Consider the following 17613-nt stretch of genomic DNA (forward strand, 5'->3'; position numbering starts at 1 on the left):
ATGCGGGTCTGCAGGAAGCGTGGCCGAGCGGTTGAAGGCACCAGTCTTGAAAACTGGCGACGGTGTGAGCCGTTCGTGAGTTCGAATCTCACCGCTTCCGCCAGCTCATCAGTAAGCTCCCCAAACGGGAGCTTTTCCCAGCCTGCCGAACAAGGCCGAAGCGGCCCGTCGAGGCGTCTTGCTCGAGAAGCGTATCATCGAACGCTGGTGTGGGCGGAGTACTGCATGGTTCGAGTCGTATCTACTGATTGAACTTCCACGAGTAATTTCTGTTCATATATCACTTGCAGGCCCGTCCCAGCTTTGGATTTTTAGTCATCGTTCGACCTTACAACCCACTCATTTTTTCATCGCCCGGGCCGGCTTGGCTGCCTTCGCAGGTGCTGCCTTTTTCCGATTGGCTGGTACATCCATTTCGCCTGGATCCAAAAAAAGTAGCGTATCAACGTAAGATATAATGCGACTCAGATAATCCGGCGAGATTGCCTGCATCATTGCCAGCGAGCGCAGTACCAGCATGTGGGAATTGATCGGCCCGGCATTTATCGGCGCCTGTTTCATGGCCAGAGCCAGCTGTTTGTCGACGCTCAGTCTGGCCCAGGTAGCGCGTGATTCGCGCACTGTCTTCAGCTCGAGGGTGGAGGAGCCGTTTGCGGTCGAGTGCGATGTTGCATGTTGTACGGGCGGATGCCCCGGTGCACCGGTCAAGGCCGGTTCAAGTTGCGATACCAACTCATTCAATGCTGCACATTGCTCGCGTGCTTCCAGCGTGGCTAGAAAGTACCGTAAACCTCTGAAATCGTTGCCGGCGAACAGCCGCTGCAACTCGGTGTCGGCCTGTGGATGCTTCTCGCAAGCAGTAGCATGCAGTCTGGCCGCGGCAGCGCGCGCCTGCTCGAATCGCTCGGCAAATACGGCCAGCGCCTGCGCGAGCTTCGCCTCCAGCATGTGCCGCACGCTCCCGTTGTGTGCCGCAGCACGCCGCGCCAGGGTTTCGAGATAGTGCCACCCTGCAGCATCAAACCGTTCTCCGCCCTGATTCCTCATGCTCGCAAGCAGGATATCAATGTTCGATTGCGGTACCGCCTGCGCCGAATCCGAGGCCGGTATACCAACGTCACCCATTGGAAGGCGCTTTGGCAGAAGAAGACTTGGGCACCGGCGCCATCTCCACCCGCCGATTCTGCGCGCGCGCCGTGTCATCGGTGTTCGGTTTTACCGGCTGCTCAGAACCGAATGCGGCGGCAAACACCATCGACGAAGGCATTCCTTGCTCGACCAGCGTGCGCGTTACCGTTAGCGCACGCTGCGCCGACAGTTCCCAGTTGTCCGCAAACGGGCCGTTGCGGATGGCCTTGTCGTCGGTAAAGCCACTGACCATCAACATCTCGTCGCGTGAGGCGAGGTAGGCGCGCAGCGGCACTACCAGGCTGTTGAGCAACTGGCGGCCATCCGGCTGCAATTTGTCCGAATTTTGCGCGAACAGAACCTGGCCACTGATGCCGATGCGGCCATTGTTCAGGGTAATGCGGCCGCTCGCCAGCGGAACCGCCAAGGCCTTCTCCAGCGTCATGCGGCGCTGTTCCTCTGCATGACGTTTCTTCACTTCTTGCTGCAGGCTCGAGCTCAGTTCCATCTGCACGCCAACCACTGCCACCAGCAGCAGCACGAATGCGCCCAGCAGGCCGGACATCAGGTCGCCAAAGACGGCCCAGACTGGCGCGCTATGTTCGGATGCGTCCATGTCTTCCATTATCTGCCTTCGTCCGCCAGCATTGCAGGCAGCTGGCGCAGCTCTTCGATGATCACCTTTTGTGAACTCATGGAGAGGTCGATGATCTCACGCGCCTGTGCCACGTAGTAGGCCAGTTGCCCGTCACTGCGCGTCATGGATTTGTCCAGGGCGACCTCGATGCGGTCGAGGTTGGAAGCGAGTTTTTCATTCGCTGCATTGAAGGAGTGTACCGCTACGCCGAAGGCGGCCGCCAGGCTGGCCACATCCACCGCGCTGCTGGTAACACTGGCGGCAATCTCGGAAAGCTTGCCTGATTCGCTGGCAATGTCCGCGGAGAACGCGATGCTGGCTTCGTCGAGTTTGACGGACGACGACGCCACAAGCGAGTCGATCACCGCGCGCTGTTCGTGAGAAGCATGGTTGATGACGTCCAGCAACGCGTTCAGGGTTTCCATGATGCGGCTGCGTTCTTCCAGCAGAGCATTGTCGCGCGCAACGCTATGGGAGATCTCCTGGCGCATTTGGCCGATCACCTCGGCGGCTGCGCGCGGCGCCTCGGCGGCGGTTTCGATCAGGCGCTTGATCGGCTCTTCCAATGCAGTGCCCAATGTTGCCAGATGCGTGGTGACGGCGGCCTGCAGGTCACCCAAGTGCGCCACCGCCGCGGCGCCACGCGCGGCCTCCTGATCGCGCAGCGCGCCTAGTTCGGTCTGCAGCATGCCGGCCAGCTGGTCCATGCGCTGGCGATGCTGGTCCAGCCACTGCGCTTCAGTGGCGATGCGCGAGCGAATCAAGTCTTCGGCCGTTGTGATCAGGCTTGTCGTTTGAGCCAGCGATGTACCCAATCCGGCCTGGGTTTGGTCGGCAAGCTCCCGCACGGCGTGCGTGACGGCGGTGCAGATTTCGCGCTGTTGGGTAAGCAACTGCGCGCCGCTTTCACGCAATTCGCGCGTGAGCGTTGCCACTATTGCTTCCAGCGACTGTGACATGGCCTGCTGTCGCTGCTCATCATGCGCGGCCTGCCCGGCCTGCAGGTTGGCATGGGCGTCGCCTACTTTTTCGACCAGTGCGGCTGCGCGCTGGTCGAATGAAGCGCTGAACGCTTCCAGGGAACGCCCCATATCGGTGGTGAGGCTGCGATTGGCTTGCTGCTGGCTGTCGAGCGCGTCGCCTACTTTTGCGACCATTGCGCCTGCGCGCTGGTCGAACGAGGCGCTGAACGCTTCCAGGGAACGCCCCATATCGGTGGTGAGGCTGCGATTGGCTTGCTCCTGGCTGTCGAGCGCGTCGCCTACCTTTGCGACCATTGCGCCTGCGCGCTGGTCGAATGAGGCGCTGAACGCTTCCAGGGAATGCCCCATATCGGTGGTGAGACTGCGATTGGCTTGCTGCTGGCTGTCGAGCGCGTCGCCTACCTTTTCGACCATTGCGCCTGCGCGCTGGTCGAATGAGGCGCTGAACGCTTCCAGGGAACGCCCCATATCGGTGGTGAGGCTGCGATTGGCTTGCTGCTGGCTGTCGAGCGCGGCGCTCCACGTCTGTGTGACGCTGGCGGTGGCGACGCCGAAGCGATCGGCCAGGCCGTCGAGCTGTTGCTGCACGGTGGCGGCGGTGCGTTCATGCATTGCCGTCGTTTCCTTCGCAATGCCGTGCATCGTTGCTTCAAATATTGGCTTGATGCTCTCGCCGGCCGCCTGCGCGCTGTCGGCCAGGCTTTCGCGCAGCGATTTGTCGACCGAACGTGCCAGCTCTGTGTAAGCCTCGCTTGCACGGCTGTGGAACTGTTCCTGATTGCCGAGCAGGCGTTGGTTGAGCTGTCCGCTCATCGCTTCGATTTGCAGCATCATTGCTTGCAGCTTGTCTACCACCTGCGGCATGGCCTCGGACTGCACCTGCAGCGCCCGGAAGGTTTGCTCGCGCTGGCGGGCGTGCGAGAAGCCGCTCAGCACTGTGGCGGCCTTGGCATCGAGGAGTTGGCCTGCTTGCATCCGCTCGCGACGGCAGAGTGCAGACATCAGGCCCAGCACGGCCGAGGCCGCGACACCGGCGACCGAAGTGCCAAAAGCCAGGCCCAGGCCCTTTACCGGCACTGCCAGTGCCGAGCGCATTGTTTCGAGGTCGGCACTTTTCTCCAGGGTGAAGACTGCTCCCTTGAGCGTAACGACCATCCCAAGGAAGGTGCCGAGCATCCCCAGCATGACCAGCAAGCCGACCAGGTAGGGCGTGAGGGAAGGGCCGGGCAGGCCGGCACGCTCGCCCTCGGTACGCAGGCGTACGGGATGCTGCAGCGAACCATGCAAGCCGGACAAGAATCGGTTCAGGTCCGGGAGATCTTCCGCGATCGCGCCGAGGGCCATGGTGAGGCTGGCGGTGGCTTGTCGGAAGCGGTGCAATTCGACGGCACCGGCAAGATACACCGCGAAGATCAGCGCGGTCATGGCCATTGCCAGGGCGCTGGAATCGATGAAGCCGACGCCGACCCAGATGACCGCGAGTGCGCCGGTGACGAAGGCGAGGTTGAACAAAAGTTTATTCATGGTGTTCTTTTTGATTGAATGCTTCAAGGAGTCCTGCGCACGGCTGCAAGCGCAGTTCAGCGCCGGCGAGCAGCAGCGTTTGCAGGGTCTGGCAGAAGCGCGCCAGCCAGCCGCCGGGATGCATCCAGGCCGCCGGGGTATCGGGTTGGCCGCTCGCGGTGACCTGTTCCTGGTGCGCGGCGTACTGGGCATCGAAGTGCTTTCGCAACAGCAGCGGCACCCTGGCCAGTAGCCGAGCCTCGCGCTCGCGCAAAAACCTTTCCATCACGACGTCGAGCTCAGCGAGCTTTCTGAGGCGGGGCGAGGCCTTGGCCAGCGCGTCGCGCAAGTTCACGCGCAGCGGCTCTACGCTCAGTTCGATGTCGCGCTGGTGGGCATCATGGAATTGCCGGTAAGGTGCATACGATACCTCCGGCTCCACCAGCGGCAGCTTGATATGCGTATTGCCGCCCGCGCAGCTTTTCGTGATCGAATTGACCATGAATGCGCGGGTTCGCTCGAATTCGGCAGTCAGGCGCACGCTAGTTGCTTCGCGCAGCACCGTGCTCTGCGCCGGTACCTTGGCCATGCCGCTTTCAAGCACGGACGATAAGGCGATCGCGTCGGTAAAGTGCATCCATTGTCCCAGCTTGTCCGCAAAGTCACGCGCCGGCTCGGCGCCTTCCAACAGGTCGAGTTCAGCAAGGCAGCGGATGAGTTGGGAACTGTGGAAATTTGTACGTGGAAGGTCGCGCGTCATGGCGCATAGAGTCAGAAGGGGGAACGGAGGCGGAATCGGGGTGCGGACGCCGATGCGCGGGCTTATGCCTTGTTTCCTGGGAAGTAAGGCTACCGGATTATAGCGGCTTCGAAGGGGGAACTCAATTTAGCCGGGCGCTGCCGTCGGCGAACGGAGAACTGGGCAGGAGTCGAAGCGCCGGCGTGGCATCCGGAACCGCCAAGGCTAATCGCTTCCGCTGCTCCTTGGTCACGTTTAAACAGGAACCAGGCTAATCCTGTTTGGCGGCATCGAAAAAATAGCCCTTCCAGTAGACGACCATCTTGTTGTGTCCCTTGATCAGCGCCTCAGTGCACGCCAGTTCGACTGCCTCAACTGTCGTCGGAAGTCCGAGCCGGCCGACTGGCGCGTGCGCTGTTTCGCGAACGTACTTGGCGGTATCCTCGTAGTGCCGCGTAAATTTTGGCGGCTTACGGCAAGCCTCGCCCGCTAACGTCACTTGGTGAAGGGTGATGACAAGGAATTGCCCTACCAGCGCCGCCGCTTCATCATCGTCTATAGAAGAGATCTCTGACGAGTCGAGCAACTTAGTAAGTTTCCAAGTGCCGAGCAAGTCGGCGTTGTTGAGCTCAGTTGCTCGTGCCGTTAGCCGTGTGGAAGCGACGATGCAAATCGTTAGAATGCACAGAAGTATCCGTAAGCAGTTTTTCGATTGCAGAAATGACATGAGCGTTCTCCCTAGTTAGCTGGCCGTGCGGATTCGACGGAGCGGAATGGCGCCGCTTCTTCGGCTCGCCGCGGTATAAGTCCGCGCGCCACGACCCTTTTGCCGTTCACCATGGTCTTGGTCAGCTTCGAGATATTGTCCGCAGCCCCCTCCAGATCGCCACTATCAACCAGATCGAATGTCCCGCTCGCGCCGCGCGCACCGGTATTGTAGGTAAGGCTGACGAGCGAGTCGAACTGTGCCTGCGTCAGTGCGTGGCTTGTTACGTTACGACGCACCTCACGTTCTGCTTTTGCTACCCTGCGTGCGAACTCGGCGTCGACCTCCGCCCGGCTCACTTTTTTGCCCAACTCGTCGCTACTGCAATGGCCTCTATGCGCCAGAATGCCCGCACCCCAAGTGCAATTTCCTTTGCCAGGACCCATGTCGTCGTAGTACTTGAAGACATCGACCTCACGTCGACGCATTCTGGCCTGCGCATCAGGACTCATGCTTAGGTTGTCATTCACCGCGCTCTCTGTTTGGTTCGCCGATTGTCCCATGTTCGCTCCTGAAGAAATGCCGGAAATTCATAATCTATATCTGCAAGCACCACCGTAGGTTGTGTTGCGACAACGGAAGATTTGCGCGGCCGTCTGATAATTCTCTCGCAGTTCAACGCTAAATCGAGGAAGAAAGAATGGCTATCGACGTATATTTGCAAATTGAGGGAATTAAAGGCGAATCGCAAGATGACAGGCACAAGGATTGGATCGAATGCCAATCGGTAAACTGGGGAATTCGTCAGCCGAAGAGCGCCACGGCTTCAACTGCTGGTGGGCACACTGCCGAACGCGCTGAGTTGAGAGACGTAACTTTTACGAAAATGGCTGATTTAGCCTCGCCAATACTGATGCAGCACTGTGCCATGGGCAGAACGCTCCCAAAGGCAAGGTTCGAGTTCATGCGCGCTGACGGCAATGGCCAGCCGATCATCTATTTTCAGATTGAACTCGACAATGTCCTTATCGGTGGGATTGAACCAAGCATTGAGCCCGGCACAATACTCGATGAACATGTCAGTCTTAAATACTCGAAAATTAAGTGGCGCTACATCCAGCAAAAGATTGGCGGAGGTGGCGGCGGAAGCACCGTTGGCGGATGGGATCTTGCTGCAAATCGAGTAGCAAGCTGACTGGCCTACGGGCTTGGTGGCAGGTCTTCATAATTGTAGGCCACGGTTTCATCAGTCAAACATCTGGCGGTCTACTGGCAACGTCAAAGTTCGGTCCTCAAGGCGGCGCCGGTACCGAGCGATTGAAGCTTGGCCAACACTTCTCAATGAGTTTAACTTCAATAAAAAGACTTCCGTCGTTTTCCATCTGCTCCTTTTCGTCCTTGGTCAAGAGAGCCCTGTTAAGCTTAACTTGCCAGGGTGACAGTTCCAATTCTGCGGTTCCGCCCCCCTTCGTAATCTTATCAAGTTGCACCTGATTCAGACCATTGAAACGCACTTCCGTTTCCAACGTTCCGTGGCAGTCACAGCTGCCATCGCAGCATCCGATTGTTACCCAAAGCACCACCTCCTGAAACGTACAACTATCCTCTTCAGCCCCAGGGTGAGGGTGAGGGCAAGGTAAATTTAGCATGAACTGCAAAGCTCGGATGGACACCCGGCGTGGTGCTAACCAGACACTATTTAAAGAAGTGACTTTCTTTGCTGATGTTTAGTATTTTTAGCTTTCACGATAATAATTTACAACTATTTTAGCGTGGACGCTAAGTATTGTTGTTCTTTCAAGCCTAATATGTTAGTCTATACGCTAATATGTACAACAAAATTTAGTCTCAACGCTATGAAACTTTCGGAACTGCTCAGCGACCGCCGTGCCCAATCGAACCGTACCTTGCAGCAGATTCACGACGTAACAGGCATTGCGACGTCGAGTCTCAGCAAGCTGCTCAGCGGAAAATCGGAAGCGAAAGCCGGTACGCTTGAAGCGCTGGCAGACGCGCTTGACGCTACCTGGGTTCTGGTGCCCAAGCATCTGCTTCCTGAAGTGCAGCGGCTGCTGTCCGGAAAGGCCATCGGCCCCGATGAGGCGCCGTCGACCGTAGACCAGCTGTTCGGAGGTAGCGCCAATGAGTAACGAGCTCCTGCCGCGCTACCTGGACGTCTTCCTGCAAGGTCAGCATATTGGCTGGCTGTGCGAAGCCGGGCGTGTAACGCGCTTCATTGCTTCGGACGAATATGTGGCGAACGCGCGGCGCCCTACCTTGTCGATTTCGATGACGGTACCCGGCGAGGACGAGCTGACCCGCAAGACGTTGACCAACTACTTCGACAGGGCTGTCTACCGTGAGCGCGGGGAGCTGCCTCCGTTCTTCGCCGGCCTGCTGCCCGAGGGCGCGCTGCGCCGGCGCCTGGCGGCAACGCGTAAGGACCCGCGTGACATGGATGACTTCGGCGTGCTGGCCGCCGCCGGCGAAGATTTGCCTGGCGCGGTCCAGGTGCTGCCGGCCGACCTGGACAAGCTCACGGCGACCGCCCGGACATTCGGCGTGACGGGCGGCTCGGACAACCTCGAAATCAGTGTGCCGGAGCGGGCGGCCGAAGGCGCCGCGTCTCTGTCTGGCGTCCAAGACAAGCTCGCGCTGTCGAGCGTGCAAAACGGCCAGCGCTACTGCATGCCGGTTAAGGGCACGCTCTCGGACCTTATTGCCAAGCTGCCGCTCAAGGGTGACGACTCGCAGGTTTTCAACGAATATGCGTGCATGCAGCTGGCCGCGCAGGCCGGCGTGAACATCGCGCAGTGCCGCACTGTGCAGATGCGGGAAATGGTCGGTCGCGACGAGCTGGTAGCGGCCCTGGGTCCGGACACGCATTTTCTGGCGGTTGACCGGTTCGACCGTGGTCCCGGCAGCGCGGTGCACATGGAAGATGCGTGCCAGCTCCTTCGCCTGATGCCGAACCAGAAGTACGCCGGCCGCGACTACTTCGTTCGCCTGGTGCAGGTGCTCAATCGCTTTAGCACCCGCGGCATCGAGGACGTGCGCCAATTTTTCATTCGCCAGGTGGTGAATACCCTCCTGGGCAATTCGGATGCGCATCTGAAAAACTTCTCCGTGCTCTACCACAACGGCGTGATGCCTGAACTCTCACCGGCCTACGACATCGTTTGCGTCGCGGCGCTGCCGGGCTTCCAGGGATTCGGCACCAACGTTGCCATCGACAAGTACCAGCGCAAGGAAACGGTCGACGATTACCTTGCCGTGGCCAAGAGCGCCGGCATTTCCGAGCGCATTGCCAAGGCGGCAGTCAAGCAGACGGTCAACCGGGCCAAGGAGCAGTGGCCGGACGCGCTGGCCAAGTTGAACGCGCCCGAGGCGGTGCGTGCCGAGATTCTGGACCGCCTGGCCACGCTACCGCTGGCGAAATAGCGCCTGCCGGAGCGATTTTTCTCGGATTGAGCCCACAGGGCGGCTTCTGGCAAAGGACGTCAACGTTCGGTCCGCAAGGACGGCGCCGGTACCGAGTTCGGCTTCACAATGTTGAATCTCGAGAAAGCTCGCGGGTTGATGGGAGGGGCGCCTCAGTACCGGAGCTGCCGCCAAACGAAAATGTTGGACAGTTCTACGGCCGTTGGCATACCACGCATTGCCAGTGGACGCCGTTGTTAGAATGCCGGTAATTCAAGTCAGTTATGAACGGGCCTGTCGTTTGCGACCTGCACCCGACCAACTGCAACCACGCAGATTTGATGCACATCATTAGTTTTTCGCATCGTGTGTGCGAAGGTGACCACCATCAGACAAGAGGGAGTCATCATGCGCACGATGAAAGCGGCAGTCTACGTACGACCCGGCGTTATATCGCTGGAGGAAAAACCGGTGCCAACGGCAGGTCCCGGCTGCGCGGTGGTGAAGATCACGACCACGACGATATGCGGCACGGATATCCATATCCTCAAGGGAGAGTTTCCGGTCGCGGCGGGCCGCACCATTGGCCACGAACCAGTGGGCATCATTGCCGAGCTCGGCGCCGGCGTCGAAGGCTACAGCGTCGGCCAGCGCGTGGTGGTGGGCGCGATAACCCCCTGCGGCCAGTGCTACACTTGCCTCGACGGCCACCAGGCCCAGTGCGGCGGCAAGCCCGCCGGCGGCTGGCGCTTCGGCAATACGATCGACGGCAGCCAGGCCGAGTACCTGCTGGTGCCGAACGCGATGTCCAATCTGGAGCCGATTCCGGACGGCCTGAGCGATGAGCAGGTCCTGATGTGCCCTGACATCATGAGCACCGGTTTCGGCGGCGCGGAAAGCGGCGACATCCGGATTGGCGATACCGTCGTCATCTTCGCCCAGGGCCCGATCGGACTGTGTGCGACAGCGGGCGCGAAACTGCGCGGCGCGAGCCTGATCATCGCCGTCGACGGCCTTCAGGCCCGGCTGGACGTGGCCAGGGCCATGGGCGCCGACGTGACGATCGACTACACCAAGACCGATCCGCTCACCGAGATCATGCGCCTGACGCACGGCCGCGGCGTCGACGTGGCGATCGAGGCCTTGGGAACCCAGGTTACCTTCGAACAATGCCTTCGCGCGCTGAGGCCGGGCGGCACGCTGTCCAGCCTGGGCGTTTATTCGGGCAAGCTATCCATTCCGCTCGACGCGTTTGCCGCGGGACTCGGCGACCACCGTATCGTCACTACGTTGTGCCCCGGCGGAAAGGAACGCATGCGCCGTCTGATGAACGTCGTCGCGTCCGGCAAGGTCAACCTGGAACCGATGGTGACGCACCGCTTCCGGCTCGATGAAATCGAACTTGCCTACGATTTGTTCGCGAACCAGCGCGACGGCGTGCTCAAGGTGGCGATCACGCCGTGAGACAGGAACGCTTCAAATTTGCGAAGTCCGCCCGGCGTTACCTCGCCGAGGTCAATACCGCTTCAACCGGCGCGCTGACATGGCCGCCATGGTGCCGCGGCTAGCGGTCACCGTCGCATAGACTGGGCCAAATTGCATCGGATTGATGGCAACCCAGCAATTTTGATGTACATCATATATTTTTTGCAAGGCGTGTGAGAAGGTGCATCTGGTTGACAATTACCCCTTCGAAACCTGCCGCCATGATGACTGAGAAAATCCGCACCTTGTTGGCTGAAATGAATACCCTTGAAGAAGAACTGGCCGCGACCTTGCGCGAAGAGCAAAGTAAAATGTTTTTCCAGATCGATGGCAAACGGGTGCAGTTCGAACGCACGGTGCGTGCCGAGCACCGCAAGCTCAAGAGCAATCTGCTTCATTGGCTGGTGACGTACCGTCCGCAGAACCTGCTGACCGGCCCGATCATCTACGGCATGGCCGTCCCACTGCTGCTGGTCGACCTGTGCATCAGCGTCTACCAGGCGTGCTGCTTTCCGGTCTACGGCATTGCCCGGGTGCGGCGCGACAACTACATCATTTTCGACCGCCAGAATCTCGAATACCTGAACATCATCGAAAAGTTCCACTGTACGTATTGCGCGTACGGCACCGGGCTGCTCGCCTATTGCACCGAAATCGTCTCGCGCACCGAACAATATTTTTGCCCGATCAAGCATGCACGCAAGATGCTCGGCAACCATCGGCGCTACGCCGGATTCCTCGAATTCGGCGACGCAGTCGATTACGAAAAAAAGCTCGAAGCATACCGGGTTGCCTTGGGTAAGCCGGATTAAGCATTTCAATTCCTCAGGAGCGACAGCATGCGGCAAGAAAAAATGACCACCAAGCTTCAGGAAGCGCTGTCGGACGCGCAGAGCCTCGCGGTCGGCAATGACAATCAATATATCGAACCGGTCCACCTGCTGGCGGCTTTGCTGGACCAGGACGACGGCGGCGCGCGTTCGTTGCTGCAGCGCGCCGGCGTCAACGTGGCCAGCCTGCAGACGTCGCTGCGCAGCGCGTTCGAACGGCTGCCGATAGTATCCGGCACCGGCGGCGAGACCCAGGTCAGCCGCGCGCTGATGAACGTGCTCAACCTGGCCGACAAGGACGCCCAGAAGCGCGGCGACCAGTTCGTCTCGAGCGAGATGGTCTTGCTGGCGCTAACGGACGACAAGTCCGACGCCGGCTTGCTGGCGCGCGAAGCGGGCCTGACGCGCAAAGCGCTCGAAACGGCGGTCGACGCGGTGCGCGGCGGCGAGGCGGTCAATTCGTCCGATGCCGAAGGCCAGCGCGAAGCGCTCAAGAAATACACGCTCGATGTGACCGAGCGGGCGCGCCAGGGCAAGCTCGACCCGGTCATCGGGCGCGACGACGAGATCCGCCGCACCATCCAGATCTTGCAGCGGCGCACCAAGAACAATCCGGTGCTGATCGGCGAGCCGGGCGTGGGCAAGACCGCCATCGTCGAAGGCCTGGCGCAGCGCATCGTCAACGGCGAGGTACCCGAGTCGCTCAAAGGCAAACGGGTGCTGTCGCTCGACATGGCCGCGCTGGTGGCCGGCGCCAAGTTCCGCGGCGAGTTCGAGGAGCGCCTGAAATCGGTCCTCAAGGAACTGGCGATGGACGAAGGCCAGACCATCGTCTTCATCGACGAGATGCACACGATGGTCGGCGCCGGCAAGGCCGAAGGTGCGATGGACGCCGGTAACATGCTCAAGCCGGCGCTGGCGCGCGGCGAACTGCACTGCGTCGGCGCCACCACGCTCGACGAGTACCGCAAATACATCGAGAAGGACGCCGCGCTCGAACGCCGCTTCCAGAAGGTGCTGGTCGACGAGCCCAGCGTGGAGGACACCATCGCCATCCTGCGCGGCCTGCAGGAAAAATACGAGCTGCATCACAAGGTCGAGATCACCGATGCTGCCATCATCGCCGCGGCCGAACTGTCGCACCGCTATATCACCGACCGCTTCCTGCCCGACAAGGCGATCGACCTGATCGACGAGGCGGCTGCGAAGATCAAGATCGAGATCGACTCCAAGCCGGAAGTGATGGACCGCCTCGAGCGCCGCATCATCCAGCTGAAGATCGAGAAGGAAGCGGTCAAGAAGGAAAAGGACGAGGCGTCGCAGCGGCGTCTGGGCCTGATCGACGACGAGATCGCGCGCCTGGAACGCGAGTACAACGACTACGAGGAAGTGCTGAAGGCGGAAAAGGCGATCGTGCAGGGAACCACCCACATCAAGGAGGAGATCGAACGGATCCGCCACCGGATGGAGGAAGCGACGCGCGAGAGCAATTGGCAGCTGGTCTCCGAGCTTCAGTACGGCAAACTGCCCCAGCTCGAGGCGCAGCTGAAGAAAGAGGAAGACGTCAGCGCGCGCGACGCGGCCGGCTCGACGCCGAAGCTGCTGCGCACCCAGGTAGGGGCGGAGGAAATCGCCGAGGTGGTCGCGCGCGCGACCGGCATTCCGGTGTCGCGCATGCTGCAGGGCGAACGCGACAAGTTGCTGCACATCGAGGAAAAACTGCACGAGCGGGTAGTCGGGCAGGATGAGGCCATCGTCGCCGTGTCGGACGCGATCCGCCGTTCGCGCGCGGGGCTGGCGGACCCGAACCGGCCGTACGGCTCGTTCATGTTCCTTGGCCCGACCGGGGTTGGCAAGACCGAGCTGTGCAAGGCGCTGGCGGGCTTCCTGTTCGATACCGAAGAATCGATGATCCGCATCGACATGAGCGAATTCATGGAGAAGCACTCGGTGGCGCGCCTGATCGGGGCGCCGCCGGGCTACGTCGGCTACGAGGAAGGCGGCTACCTGACCGAGGCGGTGCGGCGCCGGCCGTACAGCGTGATCCTGCTCGACGAAGTCGAGAAGGCGCACCATGACGTCTTCAACGTGCTGCTGCAGGTGCTCGACGATGGCCGCATGACGGACGGGCAGGGCCGCACCGTGGACTTCAAGAACACCGTCATCGTGATGACTTCGAACCTCGGTTCGCACATGATCCAGTCGATGGAGAGCGACGATCCGGCGCTCGTCAAGATGGCCGTCATGGGCGAAGTGCGCAGCCATTTCCGGCCGGAGTTCATCAACCGGATCGACGAGATCGTGGTGTTCCATGCGCTCGACGAGCACAACATCGGCGCCATCGCCAAGATCCAGCTGCGCCTGCTCGAACAGCGCCTGGCGAAGATGGAGATGACGCTGGAAGTATCGGACAAGGCGCTGCAGCAGATCGCCGAAGCCGGTTACGATCCGGTGTATGGCGCCCGTCCGCTCAAGCGCGCGATCCAGCAGCAGATCGAAAATCCGTTATCGAAGCTGATCTTGTCGGGGGAGTTCGGCGTCAAGGACACCATCGCTGTCGAGGCCATGGGCGGCCGGCTCGTGTTCAACAAGCCAGCGCTGAAAGCGGCCGCCGATGTCCCGGCCGGGTAGGGCGCGCCTGGCCATCGTGCCGCGCGTTGGAACGACTGTGTCGGCCTGTGACGCGATTACCAAGTTGCGAAGGAGAACCATGCCTGTTTCGTATCTGAATCGCGCCGCCTCCAACCGCCTGCTGGCGAGTCTGCCGGCCGCCGCCCTCGACCGCATGCTGCCCCACCTGAGCCTGGTGTCCATCGCCACGGGAGAAACGCTGTACCAGGCAGGCACGGCGCAGCCTTACGTGTATTTCCCCGTCAGCGGTGCAGTAGTGCTCAGCTACGTGGGTGGCGCCACGCACGCCGACATATCCGTTGTCGGCAACGAAGGGGTCATCGGCATTCCGCTTTTCCTCAACGGCGCCGTATCGCCATGCCGCGCCGTCGTGCGCGATGCCGGCTCGGCGTACCGCATCAGCACGCACCGCCTGACCGCGGAGTTCAACCGTGCCGGGCAGCCGCTGAGGGTGTTTCTTGCCTACGCCCGCGCCTTGACAGCGCAAATGGCACAGACGGCCGTCTGCAATGGCGCGGCCACAATCGAGCGGGATCTGTGCGCCGCCTGCGGCCATGCCAACACCTGTCCGCTGGCCGGCAGATTACTTACCTGACCCTCTTGCCCGACGCCGGCCGCAATTCATGCCGGCCGGCGTCGCTTGCTCAACGCGCGGCGTAGCAGTTTTCGCAACTCGCTGTACCACAGCACTACGCTTGCGGTCGCCGCGCACCCGAACCACTGTGCCAGATCCAGCGGCGCAGTTCCAAAGGCAACATTGAGGAAGGCAAGGTGGACGACCGCTACCTGCAGCAGCACTGACACGCCAACCGCGCCCCACAGCCATGGGTTGGCGAACAGGTGTGCGAATGCACTGCTTGTGTCGGAACGCGCCGTGAAGCAGGTGAACATGCTGCACAGTACCAGGACGGTAAACGCTGCGGTGCGCGCGGTGGCCAGGTCGGATTCACCGTCGATCAGCCCGCCGGGCAGATAAAGGTCGATCGTCAGCAAGGTCGCCGCCGCGATCACCAGGCCAGTCTGGACCACATCCGACCACATGCGGGCGTCAATGATAGGCGCGCTGACATGGCGCGGCTTGCGGCCCATGAGTTCGTCGACGGACGAATCGACGCCCATCGCCAGGGCAGGGCCGGAGTCGGTGACCAGATTGATCCACAGGAGCTGGGTGGCGAGCAGCGGCAGCACGACGGTATCGCCGGCGCCTTTCAGTCCCAATACGCCGGCGCCGACCACGCCGAGGAACACCGTCAGCACCTCGCCCATATTGGTCGAAAGCAGGTAGCGCAGAAACTTGCGGATGTTATCCATGATGGCGCGGCCTTCGCGCACGGCCTCGATGATGGTCGCAAAGTTGTCGTCGGCCAGAATCATCTTGGCCGCTTCCTTGGTCACCTCGGTCCCGGTGACGCCCATCGCGATGCCGATGTCGGCCGCTTTCAGCGCCGGCGCGTCGTTGACGCCATCACCCGTCATCGCGATCACGTTGCCGTCGGCCCGCAGCGCGGCGATGATGCGCAGCTTGTGCGCCGGCGACACGCGGGCATAGACGAACGTCTTGCGCACGGCCTCGGCGAAGGCCGCATCGTCGAGTTTATCTATTTCCACTCCCGTCAACGGCGTGGCGTCAGGCTCGCCGATCGCGAGATCGGCGGCGATGCGGGCGGCGGTGCGTGGATGGTCGCCGGTAATCATGATGACGCGGATGCCGGCGCCGCGCGCTTCGCCAATCGCCACCCGCGCTTCCGGACGGGGTGGGTCGATGATGCCCACGGTGCCGACGAAAATCAGCTCGCGCTCGAGCAGCTCGCCGCCGGCCCGGTCCTCGTCCGCGGCAAGTGGCCGGTAGGCCACGGCGAGGGTGCGCAGCGCGGCGTCGGACAGCGAGTCGACATTGGCCAGGATCTGCGCGCGTTTTGCGTCGTCGAGGGCAACGACCGCCATCCCCACCCGCACCCGCGTGCACTTGTCGAGCAAGACGTCCGGGGCGCCCTTGGTGATGACCACGGCTTCATCGCCATGTTCATGGTCAAGCTCGATCGTGGACATCATCTTGCGCTCGGACGTAAAAGGGATTTCAGCCACGCGCTCGAAGCGCTGCGCCCGCCGCTCGCTGACCCCGAGCTTGCGCTCGGCAACCAAAAACGCCGCTTCGGTCGGGTCTCCCTGGATTTCCCACGCGGCGTTCGCGCCCTGGCGCAGGTCGGCGTTGCCGGCCAGGCTGCCGCCGCTGAGCATGACGATGATTTCCTGATGCAGCGATCCCGCTTCCAGCGCGGCGCCTTCGTGCTCGACCCGGCCTTCCGGGGCGTAACCTATCCCGGTGATGCGCGTGTCCCCGGACGCGGTGATCACGCGCTCGATGGTCATTTCCGCCCGCGTCAGGGTACCGGTCTTGTCGGACGCGATCACCGAGACCGAGCCCAGCGTCTCCACCGACGACAGTTTCTTGACGATCGCGTTATGGCGGGACATGCGCTGCACGCCGAGCGCAAGCACCACCGACAACACGGCGGGCAAGCCCTCGGGAACAGCCGCTACCGCCAGCGACACGCCGAGCAGCAATACCGGGACGACGTCGGCCGCGCTGCGGATGTCGGACATTAACAAGATCGACGTCACCACCACCAGCGCGATGACCACAATCGCCACGCCCAGCATGCGCCCGATGCGCCGGACTTCCTTTTCCAGCGGCGTCGGCTCATCGGCGGTAGCTTCGAGCATGGCGGCAATCGCGCCCATTTCGGTGGCCATGCCGCACGCGGTGACAACGGCGCGCCCGGTGCCCTGCGCGATGGCCGTTCCGCTGAAGACCATGTCGAGCCGGTCGCCGAGCGGCGCCGCCTTCGCCAGCGTGGCGGCGTCCTTGAGCACTGCCTCGCTTTCACCGGTCAGCGCCGCTTCCTGCACGCGCAGCGACGTCGCCTGCACCAGGCGTGCATCCGCTGCCACGGCATCACCCTCCGCCAGCACCAGCATGTCTCCACGCACCAGTGCGGCACTAGGTACCCGAAGCACCAGGCCGTCGCGCAGTACAGACGAGCTCGCCGCCGTCATGCGGCTCAGCGCCTCAACCGCGTTCTGCGCCTTCGATTGCTGCACAAAGCCCAGCACAGCGTTGAGCAAGACGATCGCCGCGATGACGATCGCATCGACCGGCCAGCCCGCGCGGCCGTCGATCCACCAGGCAACTAGCGCGATGCCAATTGCCGCAATCAACAGGTAGACCAGGGGATCGCGAAAGTGCGACAGGAAACGGCGCCAGGCGGGCGGCCGCGGGGACGAGCGCAGTTCGTTGTCGCCGTCTTGCTGAAGCCGACGCGCCGCCTCCGCGGACGTGAGCCCGTTGGCGAGATCCGCGCCGACCGCTTGCGCTATCTGGTCAACGCTGATGACGGAAGGATCAAGGGGAGCGTTGCCCCGATTCGCAATTTCGCTCATGTGCCGGCGCCTGCTTTCATCGGGACACAGCCTCGGTCTGGCAACTCCCGCATGAGATTGCTGCCAAAGCATACACCCTGCTTGCGATAGGTAACGTCTGTGACGGCCTT

At 61.6% G+C, this 17613-nt stretch carries 15 protein-coding genes and 1 tRNA gene; 8 read left to right on the forward strand and 8 right to left on the reverse strand.

All coding sequences use genetic code 11. From position 1 onward, the window contains the following. Positions 1–13: 13 nt before the first annotated feature. Positions 14–103, forward strand: a tRNA-Ser gene (locus ACP7DD_RS08035). 236 nt (positions 104–339) lie between these two features. Here ACP7DD_RS08035 and ACP7DD_RS08040 read toward each other — a convergent pair. The 6 genes from ACP7DD_RS08040 to ACP7DD_RS08065 all read right to left on the reverse strand — a co-directional run bounded on the left by ACP7DD_RS08040 (position 340) and on the right by ACP7DD_RS08065 (position 6259). Beyond that, positions 340–1125, reverse strand: a complete 786-nt coding sequence (locus ACP7DD_RS08040; protein ID WP_426174201.1) for a DUF2894 domain-containing protein — start codon at positions 1123–1125, stop codon at positions 340–342. Further along, complete coding sequence (locus ACP7DD_RS08045; protein WP_426174202.1) at positions 1118–1753, reverse strand: OmpA family protein; 636 nt, start codon at positions 1751–1753, stop codon at positions 1118–1120. Before ACP7DD_RS08045 ends, ACP7DD_RS08040 begins: the two co-directional genes overlap by 8 nt. After that, the gene (locus ACP7DD_RS08050; RefSeq protein WP_426174203.1) at positions 1753–4272 is read right to left on the reverse strand and encodes a DUF802 domain-containing protein; all 2520 of its coding nucleotides are present in this window, start codon (positions 4270–4272) and stop codon (positions 1753–1755) included. Before ACP7DD_RS08050 ends, ACP7DD_RS08045 begins: the two co-directional genes overlap by 1 nt. Beyond that, complete coding sequence (locus tag ACP7DD_RS08055; protein WP_426174204.1) at positions 4265–5011, reverse strand: DUF3348 domain-containing protein; 747 nt, start codon at positions 5009–5011, stop codon at positions 4265–4267. The genes ACP7DD_RS08050 and ACP7DD_RS08055 overlap by 8 nt, the downstream gene beginning before the upstream one ends. Positions 5012–5261: 250 nt before the next feature. Further along, positions 5262–5717 (reverse strand): hypothetical protein, encoded by a 456-nt coding sequence (locus ACP7DD_RS08060; RefSeq protein WP_426174205.1) that lies wholly within the window; start codon positions 5715–5717, stop codon positions 5262–5264. 11 nt (positions 5718–5728) lie between these two features. After that, positions 5729–6259 (reverse strand): lysozyme, encoded by a 531-nt coding sequence (locus ACP7DD_RS08065; protein ID WP_426174207.1) that lies wholly within the window; start codon positions 6257–6259, stop codon positions 5729–5731. A gap of 137 nt (positions 6260–6396) precedes the next feature. Between ACP7DD_RS08065 and ACP7DD_RS08070 the strand changes: the two genes are divergently transcribed. Continuing rightward, positions 6397–6891 carry an Hcp family type VI secretion system effector gene (locus tag ACP7DD_RS08070; protein WP_426174208.1) on the forward strand — a complete coding sequence of 165 codons (495 nt, stop codon included), beginning with the start codon at positions 6397–6399 and terminating at the stop codon, positions 6889–6891. A gap of 97 nt (positions 6892–6988) precedes the next feature. Here the strand turns inward: ACP7DD_RS08070 and ACP7DD_RS08075 are convergent, their stop codons facing one another. Beyond that, positions 6989–7222, reverse strand: coding sequence for a hypothetical protein (locus tag ACP7DD_RS08075; RefSeq protein WP_426174209.1), 234 nt, complete (start codon positions 7220–7222; stop codon positions 6989–6991). 330 nt (positions 7223–7552) lie between these two features. On the opposite strand from ACP7DD_RS08075, the gene ACP7DD_RS08080 reads away from it, so the two are divergent. From ACP7DD_RS08080 to ACP7DD_RS08105, 6 genes are all read left to right on the forward strand, one after another. Further along, positions 7553–7846 (forward strand): helix-turn-helix domain-containing protein, encoded by a 294-nt coding sequence (locus ACP7DD_RS08080; RefSeq protein ID WP_426174210.1) that lies wholly within the window; start codon positions 7553–7555, stop codon positions 7844–7846. Continuing rightward, the gene (locus tag ACP7DD_RS08085; RefSeq protein ID WP_426174211.1) at positions 7839–9137 is read left to right on the forward strand and encodes a type II toxin-antitoxin system HipA family toxin; all 1299 of its coding nucleotides are present in this window, start codon (positions 7839–7841) and stop codon (positions 9135–9137) included. The genes ACP7DD_RS08080 and ACP7DD_RS08085 overlap by 8 nt, the downstream gene beginning before the upstream one ends. Before the next feature lie 387 nt (positions 9138–9524). Then, a complete protein-coding gene (locus tag ACP7DD_RS08090; protein ID WP_426174212.1) occupies positions 9525–10580 on the forward strand; it encodes an NAD(P)-dependent alcohol dehydrogenase in 1056 nt (351 codons plus the stop codon). A gap of 242 nt (positions 10581–10822) precedes the next feature. Next, positions 10823–11413, forward strand: coding sequence for a hypothetical protein (locus ACP7DD_RS08095; protein WP_426174213.1), 591 nt, complete (start codon positions 10823–10825; stop codon positions 11411–11413). Between the two features lie 27 nt (positions 11414–11440). After that, positions 11441–14062 (forward strand): ATP-dependent chaperone ClpB, encoded by a 2622-nt coding sequence (gene clpB, locus ACP7DD_RS08100; protein WP_426174214.1) that lies wholly within the window; start codon positions 11441–11443, stop codon positions 14060–14062. Positions 14063–14141: 79 nt separating this feature from the next. After that, positions 14142–14657 (forward strand): Crp/Fnr family transcriptional regulator, encoded by a 516-nt coding sequence (locus ACP7DD_RS08105; protein ID WP_426174215.1) that lies wholly within the window; start codon positions 14142–14144, stop codon positions 14655–14657. A gap of 26 nt (positions 14658–14683) precedes the next feature. Here the strand turns inward: ACP7DD_RS08105 and ACP7DD_RS08110 are convergent, their stop codons facing one another. Further along, entirely contained in the window at positions 14684–17503 is a 2820-nt protein-coding gene (locus ACP7DD_RS08110) for a cation-translocating P-type ATPase (protein ID WP_426174216.1), read from the reverse strand. Positions 17504–17613: the final 110 nt, after the last annotated feature.

It is taken from the genome of Massilia sp. TWR1-2-2 (assembly GCF_049897565.1).
In the GTDB taxonomy this organism is placed as follows: domain Bacteria; phylum Pseudomonadota; class Gammaproteobacteria; order Burkholderiales; family Burkholderiaceae_D; genus JAFCUW01.

Bases quoted from the DNA above. Each gene is read 5' to 3' on its own strand.
- ACP7DD_RS08095 (WP_426174213.1), top strand. From the start codon at position 10,823: ATGATGACTGAGAAAATCCGCACCTTGTTGGCTGAAATGAATACCCTT.
- ACP7DD_RS08050 (WP_426174203.1), bottom strand. From the start codon at position 4,272: ATGAATAAACTTTTGTTCAACCTCGCCTTCGTCACCGGCGCACTCGCG.
- ACP7DD_RS08085 (WP_426174211.1), top strand. From the start codon at position 7,839: ATGAGTAACGAGCTCCTGCCGCGCTACCTGGACGTCTTCCTGCAAGGT.
- ACP7DD_RS08070 (WP_426174208.1), top strand. From the start codon at position 6,397: ATGGCTATCGACGTATATTTGCAAATTGAGGGAATTAAAGGCGAATCG.
- ACP7DD_RS08065 (WP_426174207.1), bottom strand. From the start codon at position 6,259: ATGGGACAATCGGCGAACCAAACAGAGAGCGCGGTGAATGACAACCTA.
- ACP7DD_RS08110 (WP_426174216.1), bottom strand. From the start codon at position 17,503: ATGAGCGAAATTGCGAATCGGGGCAACGCTCCCCTTGATCCTTCCGTC.
- ACP7DD_RS08105 (WP_426174215.1), top strand. From the start codon at position 14,142: ATGCCTGTTTCGTATCTGAATCGCGCCGCCTCCAACCGCCTGCTGGCG.
- ACP7DD_RS08060 (WP_426174205.1), bottom strand. From the start codon at position 5,717: ATGTCATTTCTGCAATCGAAAAACTGCTTACGGATACTTCTGTGCATT.
- ACP7DD_RS08080 (WP_426174210.1), top strand. From the start codon at position 7,553: ATGAAACTTTCGGAACTGCTCAGCGACCGCCGTGCCCAATCGAACCGT.
- ACP7DD_RS08040 (WP_426174201.1), bottom strand. From the start codon at position 1,125: ATGGGTGACGTTGGTATACCGGCCTCGGATTCGGCGCAGGCGGTACCG.
- ACP7DD_RS08045 (WP_426174202.1), bottom strand. From the start codon at position 1,753: ATGGAAGACATGGACGCATCCGAACATAGCGCGCCAGTCTGGGCCGTC.
- clpB (WP_426174214.1), top strand. From the start codon at position 11,441: ATGCGGCAAGAAAAAATGACCACCAAGCTTCAGGAAGCGCTGTCGGAC.
- ACP7DD_RS08090 (WP_426174212.1), top strand. From the start codon at position 9,525: ATGCGCACGATGAAAGCGGCAGTCTACGTACGACCCGGCGTTATATCG.
- ACP7DD_RS08055 (WP_426174204.1), bottom strand. From the start codon at position 5,011: ATGACGCGCGACCTTCCACGTACAAATTTCCACAGTTCCCAACTCATC.